This window comes from Citrobacter sp. wls710 (assembly GCF_005281115.1).
In the GTDB taxonomy this organism is placed as follows: domain Bacteria; phylum Pseudomonadota; class Gammaproteobacteria; order Enterobacterales; family Enterobacteriaceae; genus Citrobacter; species Citrobacter werkmanii.
The window spans coordinates 103,459-125,001 of record NZ_SZXD01000033.1 but is presented as its reverse complement, the minus strand read 5'-3'; the positions used below and the strand labels follow the sequence as shown (position 1 = coordinate 125,001).

Below are 21,543 nucleotides of genomic sequence, written 5' to 3'. Positions count from 1 at the left end.
CCATGTTGGTTATCGCGACCGTAGTGGGTGGAGGAATGTTTTCCCTGCCGATTGCGATGGCCGGCGTATGGTTCCCCGGAGCTTCTGTTATTCTTCTCTTTATCGCCATCATGATGTTATTAACCGGTCTGATGCTGGTCGAAGTTAACCTGCATTATGGTGCCGGTGCCAGTTTTAATACCTTTACGCAGGATTTATTAGGCCGAAAGTGGAATATTGTTGTCGGTATCGCTTTCGGCTTTGTGCTGTATATTCTGACCTATGCCTATATCTCCGGTTCGTCGGCGGTGATGGCGCAAACCGTGTTCAAATACAGCGGCGTGCGCTTTCCGGCGAATATCTCGGTGGTGATTGTCAGTATGCTGGTCGGGGCGATTGCCTGGTACAGTTCCCTGCTGGTTGGACGTATTACTACCGTTTTGATTATCGGTAAGTTTATCGCGTTCTTTGCCACCTTCTCCGGCCTGGTTGGTCATATCGAAGTGGCAAAACTTGTCGACAGCATGGCGGTGGCGCTGCCCAATTCGCAATACCTGCCGTATATCCTGATGACGCTGCCGTTCTGCATTATCTCGTTTGGTTTTCACGGTAACGTGCCGAGCCTGGTCAAGCTGTATGGCAAGTGCGGGATCTCGAATATTACGCGTTCGATTATTATCGGCACACTGTTTGCCCTGCTGCTGTATATCTTCTGGCTGGGCGTTACGATGGGCAACATTAGTCGTTCCTCGTTCCCGCCAATTATCGCCAAAGGCGGCAATATCGACGTGTTTGTCGGGGCCATTAGCGGGCTGTTCACCAGCCGTTATATGGATCTGATCCTGACCTTCTTCGGCAACTTCGCGGTAGCCAGTTCACTGCTGGCGGCGACACTTGGCCTGTTCGATTACATCGCCGATCTGTTTCACTTCCCGGATGACGGCATGGGCCGCCTGAAAACCGCGCTGGTGACCTACTTCCCGCCAGCCGCCGTGTGCTTCTTCTTCCCGAACGGTTTTGTGCACGCGATTGGTTACGCCGGTCTGGCCTTTACCATCTGGAGCGTGATCCTGCCGCCGTTCCTGGTGAAAGCGGCGCGGAAACGTTTTCCGACCGCCAGCTATACCGCGCCGTGTAATAACACCGTGCTCAACCTGGTGATTGTCTGTGGGGCGGTTGTTTATCTGACGGTTGTTCTGGACGTATTTGGTCTGCTACCAACGTTTCGTTAGACGGAGTCAAAATGAAAAACGTGTTGTCTGTTCAGTCGTCTGTCGTTTATGGCTATGCCGGAAATAAAGCCGCCGTGTTGCCGATGCAGCTTTCGGGGATCGATGTCTGGCCGTTTTACACCGTACAGTTTTCCAACCACACCCAGTACGGGATGTGGCAGGGCATGGCGATGCCGTACGGTGAGTTGAGCGCCATCATCAGCGGGCTGGATGACCTGCAAAAGCTGGCGCAATGCGATGCCGTATTGTCCGGGTATCTTGGAGATAAACGCCATTGTGAAGAGGTGAAGCACGCGGTCACCACCATTCGTCAGCGTAATCCGCAGGCGCTCTATTTTTGCGATCCGGTAATGGGCGACCCGCAAAAAGGCTGTATTGTCGCGCAGGGCGTGGAGTCCTTTTTTGTCGATGACGCCATTCAACTGGCCGACATGATGGGACCGAATCTCTATGAGCTGGGTGTGCTGACGGGCAGACAACTGCGTAGTTTTGACGAGGTGGTGGAAGCGGCGCGGCGGTTGGTGTCGTGGGGCGTAAAGAAGGTGCTGGTGAAGCATCTCGGCGACTGCTCGCGTGACAAACAGGCGTTTGAAATGCTGCTGGTGACGGCGGAACAGACGTTACACATCGCCCGGCCGCTGTATAGCTTTGCCAAAATGCCGGTGGGCGTTGGGGATCTGATTTGTAGCGCGATGCTGGCCTCATTGCTCAACGGTTTTGAGGACAAGCAGGCGCTGGAGCGGACCACCAGTATTGTCGATGCGGTGATGCGGCTGACCAAAGAGCGCGGGGCGTATGAACTGCGGCTGATAGACGCGCGTCACCAGATAATGGACCCGCAGATTCGCTATCAGGCAAAGGTGCTGTAGCGCCGCAAGGAGGTGCTATGTTTCTGACATTGCTGCGGATCCAGCACCCACTGGTCTGTCGCTTTGCGTGGCTTCGCATACGGGTAGTGGTGTTAAGAGCGTGTGGGCTGCGTAAGAAGAAAGTGGGGAGCAACACTCAGGCCTGTCTCTGACAGGCCTGCCTGACATTACACACGGAAGTAGCGTGGTGGGATCAACGCGGAAAAGGCGTCGAACTTCTTCACCATCTTTTTCCAGAACAACATAATAACAATCCTCAATTTGAAACATCAGCGCTATTTTAGTCAGCACCGACAAATCTTAAAACCAGTTGCAGTGTTCCGTTCTTAGGATAAGCACAGTCAGGCAACTGGCTGTGCTTATCCTACACGAAAAACCCAGATACGATACTCAACAGTGGCAAGTAATGCCGCATAACTGGCAGTTGAGCACTTATCATAAAGTTCCCGAGCCAATGCCGTACACTTTTTAGCCACTGTTGGCAGTGCCAACACCGTATACTTTTTAATCACCTCTTTCTCAGTTGTTCCCGGAGGCTGTTAACGTAATTCCTGACCTGCTCTTCAGAAGCTACCACAGGCCGCGGAGGCGCGGAAAAAGGCTGTTGTTCAGGTCGGCATGGTCGCGTCTGAGTCTCCGGCTGAACCGATTGCGGTTGCTTAACGGGTCTGAAAGTCCCCTCCCGGGCTTTTTTCATCACCGCCAGCATCCAGCCAAGCGGATTGTCCACTCTCTGCCTGGCCATCAGATTCTGCAGGGCAAACAGAACCTGTTGTGCCTGCTCTTCAGGAAGAGCCTGAAGCTGGCGAATCAGCATCGCCTGGTCTTCCTGCGACACCACGGCTTTCAGCGCATCGGGCAACACAACCGGATTGTCCACGTACGTTTTTTTATTCACACTGTGTGTGAAACTACGTACGTAATGGTTCGGTTTCCGAACTCTGTCATAATCCCCTGATTTTACTGGCAGTTCGGAATCCGAACTCTGTATTATTCGCACCTGATTCTGACTGAGTTCGGTTTCCGTACTTAGTTCGTGATGGTCATTTATTGTTCTATTTACACTGAGTTCGGATCCCGAACCCTGTTCCGGGGTTAATAATGAAGGATGCTGCCGCGTGGCTAACTGATCGGCATTTTGTGGCCGACCCAGGCGGTTTTCAAGAAGAGACAGGTGGCTATGGTAGTGCCGCATTGTGGGATCGGTTTTAATCTCGTCCAGCACATCCCGGGCGGTCTGACTGACCGTCCGGTTTTTACTCAGGCAGGCATCGGCAACAACATCGAGAAAACGCGGATCCAGTGATTCTGCATCCCGGAAAGTCAGGGGCTCGTCATGCTGCGCATAGATATTACCGCGAACCCGCCCTTTATCGTCGCGGACCCGCTTACACAGGCTGAGCCAGCCGGTTATTCGTAGCATCAGCAACACCCGGCTGACGGTTTCACGGGAGGCTTTACCTTTACCCGGGGAAGCCAGTTGCAGCTGCAGCTCATCATAACTGGGGAATATCGCGCCTTCATTATTCTGCGCATACAGGCGGATCATCATCCAGCCCATCTTATCAAGGGGGGAAAGCCGCGGATCCAGCAACAGCCTTCGGGGGATGGCATCATGCACGTTCCCCGTAAACAGCAGGCCGCTGCGTACCCGTCCGTCATTGCGCAGCGGATTAGCCGCCAGACGGGCATTCATTTTTTCCAGCGTAAACGCTATCAGGCTGTCCGCAGGCAGCGTCATATCCTCTTCCTTATGATGGATCCCATCAGGCCATTCTGTTCTGTCAGTAAGCTTATGCCTGCATCCGCGTGCAGATGCAGGATAAACACACTATTTGCGGATCGCTGAGTTGTACCGCCCGTGGCTCAGTAGTAACCAGGTTCTGCCCCCGTTACGACTGAGCAGACGCCAGAACGGACCAATATTGATCTTAACGTATCCACAGCCCCGGTCCTCAAGCCGGGTATAATGACGATCGCCATGATGAAACTCACTGACCAGCCGTAGGGCTTTACGGCAACATTGCGATGGTACTCCGGGGGAAGCCCACAGACCGGGGCCCACGTTTTTCATCCTCATGCACGCTTCCTCGCTGAGGGTTTCGGGGACTGCCCCACAGAGCGACGGGGTGTGGTTCTGTGCCATCCTTTCACAGCATGCCAGACTGAGGTAAGGGGGATATTCAGTTGCTCTGCGGCCAGCATCATGACATCAAGCCCGTCCGGGCTTTCCGCCTCTTCAACGCCTGATTTCTGCCACAGCCGCCAGATTTCCGCATTGTCTTCATCCCCGAGCGTATTGCCACGTCCGGATCGGGCTTCAATACCGGCAATCCTGCGACGGGCCGCCACATCCGTACTGGAAAGCCCGAAAAACGTCTGCATCAGCTCTATGGAACTGCCCAGCGCCAGCGCCCGGTCGATGCGTTGCATGCGCTTTTGCTCCATTCTGGCCCGCTGCAGCATGCTGACCAGATTGCTGTGATCGATGCTGACGCTGACCACAGAAACTTCGCTGTTCGCGAGATAATGCAGCTCCTCAAGGGAGAGCCCCTGCAGCATCTGCATCTCTTCACGCTTGATCCCAAGCGACTCACAGCGGCGGAGATAGCCACTTTTCAGATCCATCACCAGCTGCATCAGCAGCCCGTTTGCAGCCTGAGATAAACCACCGGAATTAGTCACTCAACACCTCCGGGAGACAAGATAAACAGAAAGATAAGCGGGACAATTAAGAAGCTACATGCCCCCCACACAAGGAAAACAACTGGAAAAACCGCCTCCCGGATGAAGAGAGAAAAATCGTAGTCCCATTGCCAGAAAATAAAGCTGTAACCCAGCCAGCCCACATGACAGAGGAGTAATGTAGCCAGCGGAGGCAGGAGCATCGCCCCCCAGATATACGTCCAGGAAATGTCCTTCCAGTAACTCACTATCATCCACAGCAGCGCAGAAAAGAGGCTGGCAACAGCCAGTCCCCGTAAAACGGGGGCAGAAAATGCCGGAACGACACCGGGATACATATCTGCGGCCAGCAGCCCCAGTACCACGCCGCACCACAGACAATGGGAGGTGCCCGACAGCAACATCCGTTGATGTTTCGTCATGATGTATGCTCCTCCCGGTAACCAATGGCAGCAACATTTTCACCTTCAACACCATGATGCAACCTGGCGCTCTTACCCGCCTCATAGCCCCGGTGCCGTGCAATATCACCTCCACGGCAGCTTTTCAGTTCCCGGATGGTCGCCGTCTTCATATTCTGGTTATCTATCCAGCGGGTCATCAGTTGCGTTTCCTGTTCTGTAACCCGGAAAACCGTGATGACGCGGCGCATTCCTTCAACCCACCCGGCACGAAAAAGCTCTGCCCGGTTTCGGCGTGTCGTCAGCTTCAGCTTCTTACTCTGGGTTTTCAGGTATACCGCAGTGGCATCTTTCAACTGACGGGTCAACACGTCAAAGGCATAAGCCGCCACGGCTGGCCGTTCACTGAAACCGTAAAATGTCACGGTCCGTCGACACTCGCCCGATGATGTATTACGCCATGAGAAGTAAGGCCGACAGCCAAAGGCATGACCAACTGCCCATGCCAGACGGGTCATCCACTCAGGCACCTTTTCGGCTTCTGATGGTGCACTCTGAGAAGCAACTTCACGAACGGATGAGAGAGTGGCGTCCATCTCACTGATGTCATATTTTTCCATCAGGCGCTGCGCCCTTGAAAGCGCCAGCCCGGCTTCATGGGCATTGCTGTTGCTTCGGCTCAGTTCCAGCAGTTTCCTGACCAGACTGACCAGCCGTTCTTGGCGTTTGTCATTATTCATCATGATCCTCCTCCACTACGGTTACGCCACGCTGCAGCTCCCGCAGGCGGCGCATGACACGCATCAGTCTCAGCAGTTTTATGGCATTTTCATCATCAAGAACCGGCACATCCTGCTGTGCAGAACCGCCAATCAGCACAGCATCCATCCCGGTTGCCGGACAATGCGCCGGACAACACCCGGCCAGGGACAAAAGGAAGGCGGCCGGCGCAGTGCAGTTATCACCTGCGGCACAGTAGCCAGACGACAAACTGCTGGTGCGATCTGGCAGAATTTCATCTTCACATCCCAGTTTTTCACCCAGCTCCCACGCCATGATGAAAGCCATATTCTGCAGATGTTCGATATCGTCCTGATAAGCTGGAACAGACCAGATCGCATCTCCGGCAATGTGGCAGGCCGGATGCAGGGCCTCGCCCTCATCCTCCAGCCCCGGCGCCAGCATGGAGATAAGCGTCTCATCATTGTCCGGAGAAAGCCCCGGCCCCATGCCGTCACCCGAAATAACCGGGGAACCGCCGTACATATCGGGCTGTACCTCTGTGCGCGGAAGAGACAAAGGTGCCTCTTTATTGTCCTCTGGCGATACCCGTAAATTTTCATCCTGCTGCGGCCATTCCTCCGTAACCGCTGGCGTGGTAGGTGGCGACTCAGTTAGTGCTTTCGGCAGGGCAAAATCAGGCTCGGGTGCAGTATCCTGAATGCCGTTAGTGAACGGTGATGGCACCACTCCCTGAGGACGGGTAGCCTCTTCTGGTTCGCCAAAGTGATAGCGCCGGTTACGCTCGCCGGGATCCAGTTCCATCACCCAGCGGTCATAATTCAGTTCCGGATGCGGCAGCGCCAGCAGCAGATCACCAATAAATTCATCGCGGAACATTTCCGGCGACCACAATTCAGGGGAATTGAACTTGCGGCAGCATTCACCAAATACATCGGTAAAGCATTTATCGCTTCGTTCAGACAGAAGGCAAAACTGATCCCAGACTTTCTCCGCATCCTGGCGCAAGGCAAGCAATAGCCTGATTTGTGGAGCGCCAAGCCCGGATTCAAGAAGATCCGGCATCCAGGGATATAAGTGGGTGAGTGCACTTTCCATACGGCTGATACTTGAGGCATCAATCGGTAATCCCTGCTCAGTCAGTAACTTTGACAACTCCCGCATCGAAACCGGTTTATCCAGTTGTTCTTCATAGATAATTCGCGCCTTATGGATCCCCCTAGCCTTTTCAATAAAGGACAGATCGCCACGAACCTCATTCTCCGCGAGATGACCAATCACACACTGGAGCCGCCCGGGCCAGGGCTTCACGAGCACATGGATGCGGAAAAACCGCTCTTCCCCCGTTTCATGCCACAGTTCTGTCAGTATCTGATAACGGGTGTTGCCGCCATCACTGAAAATATATTTATTCGGGTCACCATCCGGATCGCGGGTGACTTTCGGCACCGTATCCAGCCCGCGGGCCTTAATTGACGCCTTTATCTCGTCATAGCGTGGATTACGCGATGTTCGGGGGTTATCCGGGTTTGGTGCCAGTTGCTCAATCGTCAGAACCATTGGCATTTCAACCACCGGTGTACTCTCAACGTTCCCTGAGGTCCTGCGGCCCGGCTGGAGCATAGATGCCCCAATATTCGTGCGGTTACGGCTCATACCCGACCTCCTGTCCTGTGGTACCCGAGGTCATATCCCCCTTCCTGATATTCGGAAAAAAGCGTATAGCGACCGTCAAACTGCACTTTCACCGTTCCGGTTGGTCCCTGCCGCTGCTTACCGATAATGACTTCCGCCACACCCGGCGTCATGGTGCCCGGGTTATACACCTCATCCCGATAGATAAACATAATGAGGTCGGCATCCTGTTCGAGCGCCCCCGAATCACGCAGATCGCCGTTATTGGGCCGTTTATCCGCCCGCTGCTCCACCTGACGATTGAGCTGAGAAAGCGCCAGTACAGGACACCCGAACTCCTTGCCCATCGCCTTCAGGGAACGCGATATCTCGGCAATCTCCTGAGTCCGGTTTTCCTGCTCAGGAGAGCGGATCAGTTGCAGGTAGTCGACCATAATGAGGGAGGGATTGCCGTACTTACGGACATAGCGGCGGGTACGGGCGCGTAAGGTTGCCGGTGTCTGATAGCTTGTGTCATCAATGATCAGACGATTATTCCACTGAATAATCTCCTTCATGGCCTGTGAAAGGCGGGCCCATTCTTCATCGCCCAGTGACGCGCTACGAAGCCTGCTGAGTTCGACCCGCCCTTCCATCGACATCAGACGCATGGAGAGCTGTTCTTCCGGCATTTCCATGCTGTAGACGAAAACGTAATCATCCGGTTTTCCCCGTACCGCAGCGGCACAGGTTGCCAGCGCCAGAGCGGTTTTCCCCATTGAGGGCCGGGCCGCCAGCAAAACCAGATCGCCCGGCTGCAGGCCACAGGTCATTTCGTCCAGCTGGCTGAAACCGGTTGGCGTACCGGTCAGACCGTCCAGCGCCATCATGGCTTCAAGCCGGCTGACCAGCGCGTCCATGGCATCGTTTATAACGGTTTCAGTACCTGCCTGCAGCATGCCCTGCTCAGCAATGCAGAACAGCTGGTTCTCAGCTATCTCCAGAACGTCAGAAGAACGCGCATTCAACGCCTGCACGTCAGCGACCAGCATATTGCCGACATTCTGCAGCTTGCGAAGTCGGCTTTTTTCCGCCACCACCCCTGCATATGCCAGAATATTGGCGGCCGATGGCGTGTTCTTACTCAACTCAGCCAGATAAGCAAAGCCGCCAACCCGCTCCAGCAAACCTGCATTCTCCATCCGGTCAGAGAGCGTAATCAGATCCAGCGGCAGGCTTTCACCGACCAGCTCGGCCATTGCCCGGTAAATGGCGCGGTGCCAGCCCACAAAGAAATCATCCGGTGCCAGCAATAAAACCACTTCATCCCAGCGGTCGTTATCCAGCATTAACCCACCCAGAACGGCCTGCTCTGCTTCTGCCGAGTGAGGCATATTTGTATTGTCCATAACCCCTCCTCAGTCGAAATCTGGTGTACAAGGGTGGCTCAGGAACTCAGGGCAACAAGAACAAACCCCCAGCCCTGTTTCGCGATTCACCTTAATCCAGTAGCAGGTTTCACGGTATTCGTTCACGCAGGCGTTATTGTCTGTACAACCGCATCCAACACAGGTTGCGGGTTCAGTACCAACGAGCTTATCGTCATAAGGCTGTCGCTCCGGAAGCTGCGTCAGAATGGCATTGATAGTCATGTTGCTCATGCCGGCACCTCCTGCAGCGCACACTCCAGAACTTTACGCAGACGGGCAGACGCAACCAGAATCAAAGGCTCCCGATCGTAATACACCTCTCCGTTCCCTCCTCCAGACTCCAGCAATGGCAGCCCGGCTGGCATTTGTGCTCCTGTGGACATATCGCGAAGTTCTGATTCATTCCACAGGTTGTATATATCAATAACCCCCCTCGGAAGACCCCATTCCTCAGCCAGATGCTCGTAAATACGCTCATTTGCTGTTTCGTAATCAGGAGCATCAACAAACACATGAACCTCTTCATGCCCCTTGTATGTATCAGTGGAATAAGCAACGACACGCCAAATTTGATTACGATTCATACGCGAACCTCCCGGGAGATAACGTCATCAAAGAGCGCTTTCCACTCAGGAAACAACTCGCAGGCAAGGCTGTGTATGGTATCTGCCGCTGCAGGTCCCTTACGCCGGGTTTTATATTCAAGCCGGTGAACAGGCTGTGACTTAACATGGCCCAGTTTGAAGATATCCAGTTGCTCGATACAGGTATCGAGCAGACTGAACATATTTCGCTCTCCCAATACACTGCTGTCATACAGCTTCTCGCTGATAATTTTTGAGAGACTGTCCATCGCCTCCCGGTCAAGAAGCGTATTTTCGAAACAGTTCACAAGAATAGAAATGTCGGGCAGGTGTATACCGTAATTTTCGTAGGTTTTGAGGCGGGAAAACATATGCAGGGAACCGCGAATAAACTCGCGAACGTCGGGAAGTATGGGTTTCACAACGCCCATGACGCGGCCGGTTGACGCAAGTATGGAAAGCTCAGTCATCACCCCGGTAGCACCTTTGGAGTCGATAATAATTGCCCCGTAGCGGGCAAAGGCAGGATGCTGAAGAATATTCCTTAAGCGGATACGACCGTCTGCCGCGTGTAGCATCGCTGTCGGCAGAAGTTCATCCGGATCGTTTGAATAAATAAGGTCCAGATTATCAATTGAGGTCTGAGAAATAGCCTGAACTGGGTCGGGGATCGTCTGCATGAGAAGCTCATACAGTCCGAACGGCGCTTCTTTATTAAGAGCGAAAATGCTGCTGGCCGTCGGCTGAGTCCAGTCTGCATCAATAAGAAGTGTCTTTACCCCGGCATCGGCAAGGAAACCGGCGAGGTAAGCAGCGAAAGTCGATTTACCTTCACCGCCTTTTGGGGAAATAACGGGTAAAATTTTCATAGTTTGTACGTTCACTCATGTAACGTACAAACGCTCTTTTACATCCGATTAACACCTGCGAAGGGATTGAAAATCCCCGTGTCCTTGGTTCGATTCCGAGTCCGGGCACCACTATTTAAAGAACCCGCCCAAAAGGCGGGTTTTTGCTTTGGGGTATTTCTAAAATTATCCCCATCAAATAACCCCGTGATAGCAACATCACCACCACAGGGGTTCTCAATTATTCCTTCACCACAATCAGCGGCTCGATATCGCTCTCTTTTTTAATTACCAGCGACTCGTCGCCGCGCAGACAGGTACCGCCGTAGTTACCGCCTACGGTGAAGGTACAAACCTGAATATATTTACCGGCAACCTTCGGCAAACACCAAAGCTGCTGATAAATGTTCTTCTGCTCGGCGAACTTACCGCTGGTTTTATCCAGGAGCTCTTCCTGATGACTCACCAGATCGATGTTGCTGCCACAACGTCCTGCAATAGGTTTCACCGCATAACCGGTTTGTGCCAGCTCTTCATTAACAGTGAAATCCGTATCAAGCAGATAGCGGTGGTGCGGGAATAATTGCCACAGGATCGGCAGAATCGCTTTGTTGCCAGGGATCACCGTCCACAGAGGCTCGAAGACCAGCACTTCCGGGCGTAGTAGCACGTCTATCAAACGCACTTCCTGATTGGTATGCCCGGTACGGATGGGCACTGCGGCATACTCCGTTTCGCTGACCTCTCGCACCTGCTCTATCGCGGTTTCCCACGCCCAGGTTTTCCAGACGCAGTTCACCAGGCGACCATCGCCGTCAATCAACTGACCGGCGTCATCCCAACGTAGCTCATCGAGGCCACGCAGAATTTTGCTGTCAAACCCGGCCTGACGCAGCGCCTGCTGCATAAACTGCGCGTGGTAGTTTTCCTCAATATCCTTATCCTGCATGATGTGGACAAAAGGACGCGCGCGGCTATGTTTCCAGGCACCAGCCAGTTCGTTGATCAATCCTTCAGCCGGATTATGTCCCTGTCCTGTGTAGCCCCGCTCGGCCCATCTTTCGAGGATCAAACCGGCTTCGGTATGACAGGATGCGGAATCGGCGTTGTACTCATACACCTTCAGTCCGCGTTCATCCATACAGAAATCCATACGCCCGGTGATCATATGATGCCGACGACGCTGCCAGGAAAGACGCAGCCGCGGCCAGAGGATTTTCGGGATGTCGAACAGCGCCAGCAGATTGTCGTCTTTCAGCACTTTGTCGGTCGCGTGCAGATACATCAGGTGCAGTTCGTTGGTGGCTTTAATCAGCTCCTGCTCCGCACTCTCGGTAATGGTGAAGTACTGATGCGGATCCTGATTAATGACGTGGCCGTTCGCCAGCACGTAGGCTTTTTGCAGCGGATCCTGTTCATCCAGCCATTTACCGTCAAACTGCCCGTTATCTTCCAGTCGCGCGCCGCCAATTTTTAGTGAGTCAGTAGCGATCTCCGGCTGCGGCAGGCTGTAACGGGTATCATCGGTCTGGATCATCCAACCAAGAATGGTGGTGTCGTCAAAGGTATCACGCAGGGTGTAACAACCGTTTTCAACCACCATTTCCAGTTCGCGGGTCCACTGCTGTCCGGGAGGCAGCGGCGTGTGGATCACGTTCTGTTCGGCAATGCGGATTTTGTTTTCCAGCAATTGGGTGACTACCGCCACATGGCCGGTGTCTTTAAATTCGCCGCCTTTCTGCCAGATCAGCAGAGCACCTGCAACTGGCGCACGGGGTGAACCATTCGGAAATGCCTGTAACGGCAGGATATTGTCATTCACCACTTCGCGCAGGAAGCGTAAGGAGAAGATCTCCCATGCCATGCCCACATCGGTGAAGACCATGCCATAGTTCAGGAAGAGAAAACGGCGGGCAAACTCTACGCACTGCCATTTGTGGCCCATATATTCGTCGTCGATATAGCTGCGAAATGCCGCATCATCGTCGTAGTCCCGTGGGTCGAGGGAGCTGTAATCTGAAGAGTAGATTGCTACGCCACCTGGGGCGTAGCCCAATAATGTCCCGAATGGGGCATCCTGACTGGTCGTTCCTTTGCTCATGCACCTTACCTCAAAACAATACAGCCTGAGCAGGTTGGCGTGAATTTTTCGCTCTGATTGCCTGCTCTGCGACACTAACCGGACAGAGGTCGACATCATCATACACCTCAACGCAGCGGCTGGCGCTCAGAGGCGAAAAATTCACAGCAGGAACTACGCTTTTGTCAGGGTGACCGGTACACTTTTATACGCCGGAGTCAAACTTTGTGTGTCTACCGCATCCAGCGAAAGCAGGACATTCGCTTCAGGCAGATAAGCGCCAACAGAGCCTGCCGCCATGTTGTAAATCACCACCGTTAAACCGTGCATAACACGTTCCGCACAGGGCTGGCCGTTGTCGTCCAGCGCCTGAACGTTGACCACATCTCCCTGGCTCAGACCGCGAGCCGCCGCTTCTTCGGCGCTTAAAAACACCACATCACGCCGACCGGTAATGCCACGATAGCGATCGTTCATACCATAGATAGTGGTGTTGTACTGATCGTGGCTGCGCAGCGTCGCCAAAACTAACGCATCCGCAGGTTGGTTTTCCCGCTCCACCGCTTGCTGATGACTGACGATAAAGTTGGCTTTACCATTCGGCGTTCGCCATTCACGGCGCGAAGCAGGCGTATCCATGCGAAATCCGCCCGGCTCGGCAATACGTGCGTTGTAATCGTGGAATGCCGGGATCACGGCTTCAATGGCGTCACGAATCAACGCGTAGTCTCCGGTTAACGCTTCCCAGTTGATCGGCGAAAGCGGTAGCGTGGCACGAGCCATGCCCGCCACAATCGCGGGTTCCGATTTTAGCCAGCGGGAAGCCGGTTTCAGCGCGCCGCAGGAGGCGTGAACCATCGACATCGAGTCTTCGACGGTCACCGACTGGATCCCCGTCGCCTGCATGTCGCGCTCCGTTCGGCCTAATGCAGGTAGCAGGTAGTTATGCTTTGCCAGCAGCAGATGCGATCTGTTCAGTTTGGTCGCCACATGGACCTGCAGATCCAGACTTTTCATCGCCGCAAAAGTACGCTGCGGCTGCGGCATCGCCACCGCCAGATTACCGCCCATGCAAATGAGCGCTTTTGCCTCTCCCCGTTCGATGGCACGAATGCTCTCCACGCTGGAGCGGCCATGCTTACGCGTCACGCTGATAGCGAAATGCGACTCAAGGCGTTGCAGGAACTCTTCGGGCGCCGCTTCGTTGATCCCCACAGAACGATCGCCCTGCACGTTAGAATGACCGCGCAACGGGCAGATCCCCGCGCCGGGCTTACCCATATTGCCTTTCAGCAACAGCAGGTTTACCAGTTGCTGAACGTTCTCAGTGCCGTTTTTATGCTGGGTGATCCCCAACCCGTAACAAATAATGGTGGCGCGGGATTTGTTGTAGCTGTGTGCGAGGTCCTCCATCTGACTGCGCGTCAGTCCGGAATCCTGTTCCAGTTTTGCCCAGCTACACTGGCGTAAATCGTCATACAGCGTCGAATAGCCCTCGGTATGCTCATGAATAAAAGCATGATCGAGGCAGGGCTGTTGATCCAGTAAGATCCGCGCTTCGTCCATTTCGATCAGCGCTTTCATTATGCCTTTGAGCAGCGAAGCGTCACCGCCTATTTTAACCTGATAGTAATCGCTGCTTAGCTCCGTGGCCTGGCCGCCGAACATCTCTTTTGGGCTTTGCGGGAAGCTAAAGCGCTCAAGCCCCCTTTCGTTCAGCGGGTTGATGGAGATAATTTTGGCCCCACGTTTGGCAACGTCGCGTAAGGTGGTCAGCATGCGTGGATGGTTAGTGCCCGGGTTATGCCCGATACAAATCACCAGATCGCAGTGGTCAAAGTCGTCCAGTTCAACGGTCCCTTTCCCAAGGCCAATGGCTGGTGTTAACCCTGCGCTGGTCGGCCCGTGGCACATGTTAGAGCAATCAGGGAAGTTACTGCTGCCGTATTCGCGGGCAAACAGTTGATACAGAAATGCCGCCTCATTTGAGGTTCTGCCGGAAGTGTAAAACTCAACTTGTTCCGCAGAATCATAGCTGCGCAAGCGCTCACCGATCTCGTGGAAGGCGATATCCCAATCCACTGCCTGCCAGGTGTCTGACGCTGCATCGTATTTCATTGGATGCGTCAAACGACCAATGTTTTCCAGTTCATAATCGCTATAGTGCCAGAGCGTAGAAACCGGATGACGGCTGAAAAATTCCGGTGACGCTTTCTTGCTGGTTGTCTCCCAGGAGACCGCCTTCACGCCATTCTCGCACAACTCCATTGGCGCACGATGCCCTGGGTCCGGCCACGCACAGCCCGGACAATCGAACCCTTTCACCTGGTTCATTTTGAACATCGCGATAATGTCGCGTGCGACAGCCTTTTGCGAAAATACCGAAGCAGTGACGGCTTTTACCGCGCCCCACCCACCCGCCGGGCCCTGATAATCGCTTACTCCTGGAACACCATTTTTCATTATTACTGCTTATTCACCGCCAATTTTTGATGGTGAATACGGTAGCAATTTCCGTCCAACATTGATTTCCTCTTCATGGAGTACGGCCCGGCTACAATGAACGGGTTAGATTTATCTTCCCCTTTCAGCACAAAGCGACATAAAGTCCCAATCTGTTAAATTGAGTTCTACCTAACTGCTACACTGCATCAACACAACCACTCAGAAGGCAGGTCAACATGTCAGACAATACCTATCAGCCCGCGAAAGTCTGGACGTGGGAAAAATCGAACGGCGGCGCATTCGCCAATATCAACCGCCCAATATCCGGTGCCACCCATGAGAAAACGCTGCCAGTCGGCAAACATCCGCTGCAGCTCTATTCGCTGGGTACGCCAAACGGGCAGAAAGTAACGATTATGCTGGAGGAGCTGCTGGCGCAGGGCGTCAAGGGCGCGGAATACGATGCCTGGATTATCCGTATTGGCGATGGCGATCAGTTTTCCAGCGGCTTTGTTGAGGTGAATCCGAACTCGAAGATCCCTGCACTGCGCGATCATTCGCAAAACCCGCCGGTTCGCGTTTTCGAATCTGGCGCAATCCTGCTCTATCTGGCGGAAAAATATGGTTACTTCCTGCCGCAGGATTTGGCGAAGCGCACTGAAACGCTGAACTGGTTGTTCTGGCTACAGGGCGCAGCCCCCTTCCTCGGCGGTGGTTTTGGTCACTTCTATAACTATGCGCCGGTAAAAATTGAGTACGCTATCAATCGCTTCACAATGGAAGCCAAGCGCCTACTCGACGTGCTGGATAAGCAATTAGCGCAGCATCAGTTTGTGGCCGGAGATGAATACACCATTGCCGATATGGCGGTCTGGCCGTGGTTTGGCAATGTGGTTCTGGGCAACGTGTACGACGCGGCAGAGTTCCTTGATGCAGGAAGCTATAAGCACGTGCAACGCTGGGCAAAAGAGATTGCAGCGCGTCCGGCGGTTAAGCGTGGCCGTATTGTAAACCGTACCAACGGGCCGCTGAACGAGCAGCTTCATGAACGCCATGACGCCAGCGACTTCGATACCAATACCGAAGATAAGCGCCAGGGTTAACGTAAGATGCCGGATGGCGGCGCTAACGCCTTATCCGGCCTACATATAAGGCGCGGGCCTGATAAGCGCTGCGCCATCCGGCATAAAATCACGCGCTGGTGACGTCGTACTCCATGCGGCGAAGTGCGTCTAACGTGGCTTTAGCTTCATCTTCATCAATGATGCTCATGGCGAACCCTACGTGCACCAGCACCCATTGCCCGACCAGCTCAGCCGTATTACCTTCACAAATCAGGGCAATATTGACATCACGTTTGATGCCGCACACTTCAACCTGCGCAAGCTGGTGAATATCTTCACCAACGGCCAGAACCTGACCAGGGACTCCAATACACATATCTGACTCCGCCCCATAGCAACCTATGGGTTATTCGACTTCAATACTTTTCACTTTCAGTGAATCGCCAGCATCAACCCGCAGACGATCGCCCTGACATAGTGGACACTGCGCATCATGCTGGGTGATTTCCACAACCTGACTGCAATCCCAACACCACGCCTGGGCTGGTTTGTAATCAATATGCAGCTCACAACCCTGCGCCAGCGTACCCTGACAGACGATGTCGAAACTGAAACGGACGGCACTCTCCTCAACGCAGGAGAGTGCGCCAATTTCCAACCAAACGCCGGTTACGCGTTTGACACCGTGCTGCTCTGCCTGCTGTTGAACAATCTCAACCGCGCTCTGACAAAGGGACAGCTCATGCATTTTCGCAGTTCCGACGACCCAGCAGCAGCGCGCGGCGATTTAGCTGCGGCGCATTCGGATCGCTCACCGGCAGCGATAACAGCATGCGCGCACAATCATCAGCCAGACGGACACCTTCTTGTGCCGACATGCTGTGCGAAAGCGGCGACATCAGCGAACAAGAGAGATATTGCGATACGCCCTCCAGTTCACCCACGGTAAAGGTCATTTCGCCATACGGCAGACGCAACCCGATTTTTTCGCTGACTTTACGCACCGGCCAGATCTGATCCGGTCCGGGGAAAATCAGTGCGCTGAGCATCCAGGGTGTGATAACACACCCCGTCCACTGACCTTCAAACAGCGTAAAATCAGAGACATACACCGGCATATTCGGATGCAGGAAGGAAAGATCGTGCATCGAACTCCGGGCAATCTCTTCAAACGCCGCCTGAATTTGCGTCTTCGGGGCCGTCTGAAAACCGACAAACTCCTCAGACATGAGCCGCCTCCCGAGGGATCGCTTCAACGCCTGATTCGCGAAGCGCGGCAAGAACCTGCTCAAGCGCAGGTTCAATCATGGCTTCAACCGTTGGCGTTAGCCCAATATGCGGTTCCAGCGATTCCGGAATAATACCGACTAACGTCAGCTTTTTCGGAAACTCGCCGGTGAAACGCAGGGCCGACAATACGTCGGCCAGGCCAAGCTGGTGCGGTGAGATTTTGTTCGTAAACAGCGCCGGGATCTCTTCATCCCGCAGGACCATCATCGTTCCCGGCGTGTTTTTCTTCGACACGATGGCGTCAGCAATGATCAGATGATCCCTATTCGCCATATCGCCGAGAAGCTCCATCCCAGCCGTACCACCGTCCAGAACATCAACAAAGTCTGGCAGGATGTAACGTTGCTCTAACGCCTCAACGATACGCACCCCGATAGCTTCGTCGGTCAGCAAAATATTGCCGACCCCTAAGACTAATATCCGCATTACAGAACCTTAACTGAGACCACTTCGTTCCCGTCAACGTCCACCACATGCACCGCACATGACATACAAGGGTCGAAGGAGTGAATGGTACGAACCACTTCCAGCGGTTTGTTTGGATCGGCGATTGGCGTGCCTACCAACGAGCGCTCGTATGGTCCGACTTCATCGTTGAAGTTACGTGGGCCTGAGTTCCAGGTTGACGGAACAACCGCCTGGTAGTTGCTGATAATACCGTCTTTAATCACCATCCAGTGAGACAGCATACCGCGCGGCGCTTCGAGGAAACCAACGCCTTTAAATTCGCCCGTTGCCGGAATATCCGGTTTCACGAAGGTGGTGTGGTCGCCTTTGCCGATGTTCACAATCAGCGCGTTGTACTGATCCTGCAGAACGTTCTGCAGTTCACAGCAGTGAACGGTACGGCCAATGATACGGCCCAGCGTTGAGTGCAGTTGCGACACTTCGATGGTTTTACCGGTCAGCTTGGTGTAAATCGCGATGATTTCATTCAGCTTGGCATGAGTAGACTCGCGTTTAGCCGCCAGTTTACACAGCATGTTGGCCAGCGGACCCACTTCAACCGTTTTACCGTAGAAGGTCGGCGCTTTAACCCAGGAGTATTTGCCGTCATCAGACCAGCCGGTGTAATCCGGAACCGTTGTGCCTTCCCACGGAGCCTGCGGCGCTTCGTCTTTGTACCACGCGTGTTTCGCACTCTCCTGAATCCCTTTGATCAGGTACTCATCGGAGTGAGAGGTGATCGGACGATAGGTCGACAGATCTTCATTGGTGATGTAACCACCCGGGAACAGGAAGCTGCCGTTTTTACCGTCAGTCGGGAATTCCGGCGCGCTCAGATAGTTAACCGCACCCTGACCACGTTCCAGCCACTCAGGGTAGAACGCAGCAATAACCGCGGTATCAACTTTGTAAACCTGCTCAACAAAGTCGCTCAGCTTGTCGATGAAGGACTTGATGTACATCAGACGCTCAAGGTTCAGCACGCCGAGGCCGTCGAGGTTAATTGGGTTAGCAACTCCACCTACCGCCAGATTCTGGATGTGCGGCGTTTTACCGCCCAACAGCGCTACAACGCGGTTGGCATCACGCTGGCATTCCAGCGCCTGCAGATAGTGAGCAACAGCAATCAGGTTCACTTCCGGCGGCAGCTGCATTGCCGGGTGACCCCAGCAACCGTTGGCAAAAATACCTAACTGACCGCTGGCGACAAGATCTTTGATCTTATTCTGAACCTTGGTGAACTCTTCCGTGCTGTTCAGGTGCCAGGAGGACACACCATTCAGCATCGCGGACGCTTTCGCTGGATCGGCTTTCAACGCGGAGGTGATGTCCACCCAGTCCAGCGCCGAGAGCTGATAGAAGTGAACAATGTGGTCATGCGTGGTGTGCGCGGCCAGAATGATGTTACGGATGTACTGTGCGTTCACCGGAACATCAATATTCAGCGCGCTTTCTGCTGCACGAACGGAAGAGATAGCGTGAGTGGTAGTACAAACGCCACAGATACGCTGAACAATCATCCAGGCATCGCGCGGATCGCGGTTTTTCACGATCTCTTCCATGCCGCGCCACATGGTACCGGAAGCCCATGCTTTAGATACCACGCCATTTTCGATTTCGCAGTCGATGCGTAAATGACCTTCAATACGGGTTACCGGATCAATAGTAATTCTCTGGCTCATGCTTTGCTCGCCTCATGACGATTTTGATCGTTTTGTTTTAAAGGAGGAAGTATCGGCAGTAGACGAATGAGTACGATGTATGCACAAATCTCAATAGCCACAAAACCAATAGAAATCAACAGTTCTTCCCAGGTTGGGAAGTAGTGGTAGCCACCACCAGGATTGAACGCCACCAGCGAATAGGACAGACGCCATGTTGCACAACCCAGCAATGCGCTCAACGCGGACAGATACAGCATGCGTGAGTCATTACGCAGCTTAGTGACGCGCAGCACCACCAGCGGGAAGACCATCAGTACGACTTCAATCCAGAACATTACGGAGTAAAGATCGCCTGCAAACGCATAGGACAGTTTGTCGCGATAGATTAACTCGCCAAAGCGAAGAACCACGAAAATCGCCAGCAATATGCTGATGGTATTCGTCAGCTTGATGAACAAGCTTTTCTCGTCCGGACCGTTACCTTTCAGACCGGCTTGTACCAGTGAGCCTTCAAAGATGACGATCGAGAAACCCATAATAAAAGCGGTTAATACGGAGAAAAGCGGCAACATTTCATACGCTTGCCATAGCGGATGCACCTTATAACCCGCAGAAATCATCAATGAACCCATTGAAGACTGGTGCATGGTTGGCAGCAGCGCGCCGAGAGCGATAATAAAGAACATCACTTTATTCAAACGCTTGAGGGAGACTTTCCAACCCAGACGTTCAAACAGAGCCGGAGCAAATTCCAGCGCCATGATGCCGATATAGATGGTCATACAGACCGCCGTTTCGAACAATACCGAGTTCACGTTGAAGTGACCTGGAATGTAGAAATACGGCAGGTTCCAGTAACGACCGACGTCAATGGTGATCGACAGGCCACCCAGCGAGTAACCAAACAGGCTTGCCAGCAGCGCCGGACGCACCAACGGATGGTATTGCCCTCTGTTGAAAACATACACCGCCCACGCCAGCGCCCACCCGCCGCACGCGAAGCCAGTACCAATCAACAGGTCAAACGCGATCCAAACACCCCATGGGAAACCGCCGTTCAGATCGGAGACTGAACCCAATCCGAAGACCAGACGTTTCACGATCAGGAGCATACACAGGACGATTAACGGCCCAAAAATAATGACCGGTTTGCTGATTATTTTTCCGCCCAGCGGTTTAGGATCATGACTCATGATCGTCTCCTCCGTCGTGATGGTCGTTTTTCGTGTTACGACGAACCAACACGGTTAAGCCCGCCAGCGCAGCCAGGGGTAATATCATGCCCTTATACAGGGAATGTTGAACATGTTCAGAACGCGCACCGGTTGAAAGATCATCCAGTTTCGGCAGATCCAAATCTTCGTAAGGAACCCCCGTCAGCACCATAACCTGCGTACCACCACCTTCCTTCTCACCGTACAGGTGTGGGTAGTACTTCGGTACCGTATGCAGATAGGTATCGCCCGCTTTCACCGTCTGACGCGGATAGCGGTATTCGCTGCCAGGCTTCAGCGCGAGACGTTTTTTCGCCTCAGCCATCAGCTCTTCACGCGTACCAAAAATCACCGCCCCGGCAGGACACACTTCAACACAACCCGGTAAACCGCCTTTATCCAGACGCTCAACACCTTTCTGGTTACACAGTTCACATTTGTGAAGCGCACCAAACGGGTTGTTATAGTCGTACTTAGGCACGTTGTACGGACAGGCGACCATGCAATAGCGGCAACCTGTGCAAACATCTTTGTCATAGTGAACGATGCCGGTTTTCGGATCTTTCTTCAGTGCAGAGACCGGGCAAACGGAGACGCAGTTCGGATCGACACAGTGCATGCACTGTTTCTTAATGTATGCGTAGCCATTTTCTTCCTGGTCTTTGTTAACACCTGTTCCACTACGCCACACCTGGATGATGTTATTGGTATAAGGCGACAGCTTGTCGTTGTTTGACCAGGTCTGCTCGCCTTCCGGGTTACGCGCCGGAAAGTTGATGTCCTGACACTTGGTGACACAGGCCTGGCAGCCCACGCATAGCGTCGAGTCATAGAGCATCCCAAGAGACCCAGGGATTGGCGGACGGTTTTCTGCAGCCGCATGGCTGATGGACGGCGCAGCGCCCAACAGCAATGCCCCGCTGGAGGCTGCTTTAATAAAGTTACGTCTGTTCACG

General features: G+C 53.6%; 23 protein-coding genes. 4 read left to right on the top strand and 19 right to left on the bottom strand.

Annotation, left to right across the window (positions count from 1 at the left end; all coding sequences use genetic code 11):
* The first annotated feature begins 2 nt into the window (after nucleotides 1-2).
* Genes FDX14_RS15245 through FDX14_RS25635 form a run of 3 tightly spaced genes read left to right on the top strand, consistent with a single transcriptional unit; the run spans nucleotide 3 to nucleotide 2,232 of the window.
* Nucleotides 3-1,211, top strand: coding sequence for an aromatic amino acid transporter (locus tag FDX14_RS15245; protein ID WP_137349777.1), 1,209 nt, complete (start codon nucleotides 3-5; stop codon nucleotides 1,209-1,211).
* A gap of 11 nt (nucleotides 1,212-1,222) precedes the next feature.
* Nucleotides 1,223-2,080 carry a pyridoxal kinase PdxY gene (gene pdxY, locus FDX14_RS15240; protein ID WP_137349776.1) on the top strand — a complete coding sequence of 286 codons (858 nt, stop codon included), beginning with the start codon at nucleotides 1,223-1,225 and terminating at the stop codon, nucleotides 2,078-2,080.
* 17 nt (nucleotides 2,081-2,097) lie between these two features.
* Nucleotides 2,098-2,232 (top strand): hypothetical protein, encoded by a 135-nt coding sequence (locus tag FDX14_RS25635; RefSeq protein WP_286364581.1) that lies wholly within the window; start codon nucleotides 2,098-2,100, stop codon nucleotides 2,230-2,232.
* A 356-nt stretch (nucleotides 2,233-2,588) separates the two neighbouring features.
* On the opposite strand, the gene FDX14_RS15235 is transcribed toward FDX14_RS25635, so the two are convergent.
* The 12 genes from FDX14_RS15235 to FDX14_RS15180 form a co-directional block, all read right to left on the bottom strand.
* On the bottom strand, nucleotides 2,589-3,821 hold the full coding sequence (locus tag FDX14_RS15235) for an STY4528 family pathogenicity island replication protein (protein ID WP_137349775.1): 1,233 nt from the start codon (nucleotides 3,819-3,821) through the stop codon (nucleotides 2,589-2,591).
* A 90-nt stretch (nucleotides 3,822-3,911) separates the two neighbouring features.
* A complete protein-coding gene (locus FDX14_RS15230; RefSeq protein ID WP_116523484.1) occupies nucleotides 3,912-4,160 on the bottom strand; it encodes a ParE family toxin-like protein in 249 nt (82 codons plus the stop codon).
* Nucleotides 4,157-4,720, bottom strand: a complete 564-nt coding sequence (locus tag FDX14_RS15225) for a DUF2857 domain-containing protein (protein ID WP_502704209.1) — start codon at nucleotides 4,718-4,720, stop codon at nucleotides 4,157-4,159. The genes FDX14_RS15230 and FDX14_RS15225 overlap by 4 nt, the downstream gene beginning before the upstream one ends.
* A 41-nt stretch (nucleotides 4,721-4,761) precedes the next feature.
* Nucleotides 4,762-5,187 (bottom strand): hypothetical protein, encoded by a 426-nt coding sequence (locus tag FDX14_RS15220; protein WP_137349773.1) that lies wholly within the window; start codon nucleotides 5,185-5,187, stop codon nucleotides 4,762-4,764.
* Nucleotides 5,184-5,906, bottom strand: a complete 723-nt coding sequence (locus FDX14_RS15215) for a DUF2786 domain-containing protein (RefSeq protein ID WP_137349780.1) — start codon at nucleotides 5,904-5,906, stop codon at nucleotides 5,184-5,186. The genes FDX14_RS15220 and FDX14_RS15215 overlap by 4 nt, the downstream gene beginning before the upstream one ends.
* Entirely contained in the window at nucleotides 5,899-7,563 is a 1,665-nt protein-coding gene (locus FDX14_RS15210) for a ParB family protein (RefSeq protein WP_137349772.1), read from the bottom strand. The genes FDX14_RS15215 and FDX14_RS15210 overlap by 8 nt, the downstream gene beginning before the upstream one ends.
* Nucleotides 7,560-8,930: an SPI-7-type island replicative DNA helicase gene (gene dnaB-PI, locus FDX14_RS15205; protein ID WP_137349771.1), complete on the bottom strand. Its 1,371-nt coding sequence runs from the start codon at nucleotides 8,928-8,930 to the stop codon at nucleotides 7,560-7,562. Before dnaB-PI ends, FDX14_RS15210 begins: the two co-directional genes overlap by 4 nt.
* 9 nt (nucleotides 8,931-8,939) lie before the next feature.
* Nucleotides 8,940-9,182 carry a hypothetical protein gene (locus tag FDX14_RS15200; RefSeq protein ID WP_137349770.1) on the bottom strand — a complete coding sequence of 81 codons (243 nt, stop codon included), beginning with the start codon at nucleotides 9,180-9,182 and terminating at the stop codon, nucleotides 8,940-8,942.
* Nucleotides 9,179-9,535, bottom strand: a complete 357-nt coding sequence (locus tag FDX14_RS15195; RefSeq protein WP_137349769.1) for a hypothetical protein — start codon at nucleotides 9,533-9,535, stop codon at nucleotides 9,179-9,181. Before FDX14_RS15195 ends, FDX14_RS15200 begins: the two co-directional genes overlap by 4 nt.
* Nucleotides 9,532-10,404, bottom strand: coding sequence for a ParA family protein (locus FDX14_RS15190; RefSeq protein ID WP_137349768.1), 873 nt, complete (start codon nucleotides 10,402-10,404; stop codon nucleotides 9,532-9,534). The genes FDX14_RS15195 and FDX14_RS15190 overlap by 4 nt, the downstream gene beginning before the upstream one ends.
* 220 nt (nucleotides 10,405-10,624) lie before the next feature.
* A complete protein-coding gene (gene gss / locus FDX14_RS15185) occupies nucleotides 10,625-12,484 on the bottom strand; it encodes a bifunctional glutathionylspermidine amidase/synthase (RefSeq protein ID WP_079225998.1) in 1,860 nt (619 codons plus the stop codon).
* A gap of 153 nt (nucleotides 12,485-12,637) precedes the next feature.
* Entirely contained in the window at nucleotides 12,638-14,926 is a 2,289-nt protein-coding gene (locus FDX14_RS15180) for an FdhF/YdeP family oxidoreductase (protein WP_137349767.1), read from the bottom strand.
* Nucleotides 14,927-15,144: 218 nt separating this feature from the next.
* Here FDX14_RS15180 and yghU point away from each other — a divergent pair, with 218 nt between their 5' ends.
* Nucleotides 15,145-16,011 carry a glutathione-dependent disulfide-bond oxidoreductase gene (yghU, locus tag FDX14_RS15175; protein ID WP_137349766.1) on the top strand — a complete coding sequence of 289 codons (867 nt, stop codon included), beginning with the start codon at nucleotides 15,145-15,147 and terminating at the stop codon, nucleotides 16,009-16,011.
* An 88-nt stretch (nucleotides 16,012-16,099) separates the two neighbouring features.
* Here the strand turns inward: yghU and hybG are convergent, their stop codons facing one another.
* From hybG to hybA, 7 genes are read right to left on the bottom strand one after another with little or no spacing between them, the layout of a single operon-like run.
* Nucleotides 16,100-16,348 carry a hydrogenase maturation factor HybG gene (hybG, locus tag FDX14_RS15170; RefSeq protein WP_042310968.1) on the bottom strand — a complete coding sequence of 83 codons (249 nt, stop codon included), beginning with the start codon at nucleotides 16,346-16,348 and terminating at the stop codon, nucleotides 16,100-16,102.
* 30 nt (nucleotides 16,349-16,378) lie between these two features.
* Nucleotides 16,379-16,720: a hydrogenase maturation nickel metallochaperone HypA gene (gene hypA / locus FDX14_RS15165; protein WP_003828349.1), complete on the bottom strand. Its 342-nt coding sequence runs from the start codon at nucleotides 16,718-16,720 to the stop codon at nucleotides 16,379-16,381.
* Nucleotides 16,713-17,201: a hydrogenase-2 assembly chaperone gene (hybE, locus tag FDX14_RS15160; protein ID WP_042310970.1), complete on the bottom strand. Its 489-nt coding sequence runs from the start codon at nucleotides 17,199-17,201 to the stop codon at nucleotides 16,713-16,715. The genes hypA and hybE overlap by 8 nt, the downstream gene beginning before the upstream one ends.
* A complete protein-coding gene (locus FDX14_RS15155; protein WP_003024473.1) occupies nucleotides 17,194-17,688 on the bottom strand; it encodes a HyaD/HybD family hydrogenase maturation endopeptidase in 495 nt (164 codons plus the stop codon). The genes hybE and FDX14_RS15155 overlap by 8 nt, the downstream gene beginning before the upstream one ends.
* The gene (hybC, locus tag FDX14_RS15150) at nucleotides 17,688-19,391 is read right to left on the bottom strand and encodes a hydrogenase 2 large subunit (RefSeq protein ID WP_038633838.1); all 1,704 of its coding nucleotides are present in this window, start codon (nucleotides 19,389-19,391) and stop codon (nucleotides 17,688-17,690) included. The genes FDX14_RS15155 and hybC overlap by 1 nt, the downstream gene beginning before the upstream one ends.
* The gene (gene hybB / locus FDX14_RS15145) at nucleotides 19,388-20,566 is read right to left on the bottom strand and encodes a Ni/Fe-hydrogenase cytochrome b subunit (RefSeq protein WP_042310972.1); all 1,179 of its coding nucleotides are present in this window, start codon (nucleotides 20,564-20,566) and stop codon (nucleotides 19,388-19,390) included. The genes hybC and hybB overlap by 4 nt, the downstream gene beginning before the upstream one ends.
* Complete coding sequence (gene hybA, locus FDX14_RS15140; RefSeq protein ID WP_137349765.1) at nucleotides 20,556-21,542, bottom strand: hydrogenase 2 operon protein HybA; 987 nt, start codon at nucleotides 21,540-21,542, stop codon at nucleotides 20,556-20,558. Before hybA ends, hybB begins: the two co-directional genes overlap by 11 nt.
* Nucleotide 21,543: the final 1 nt, after the last annotated feature.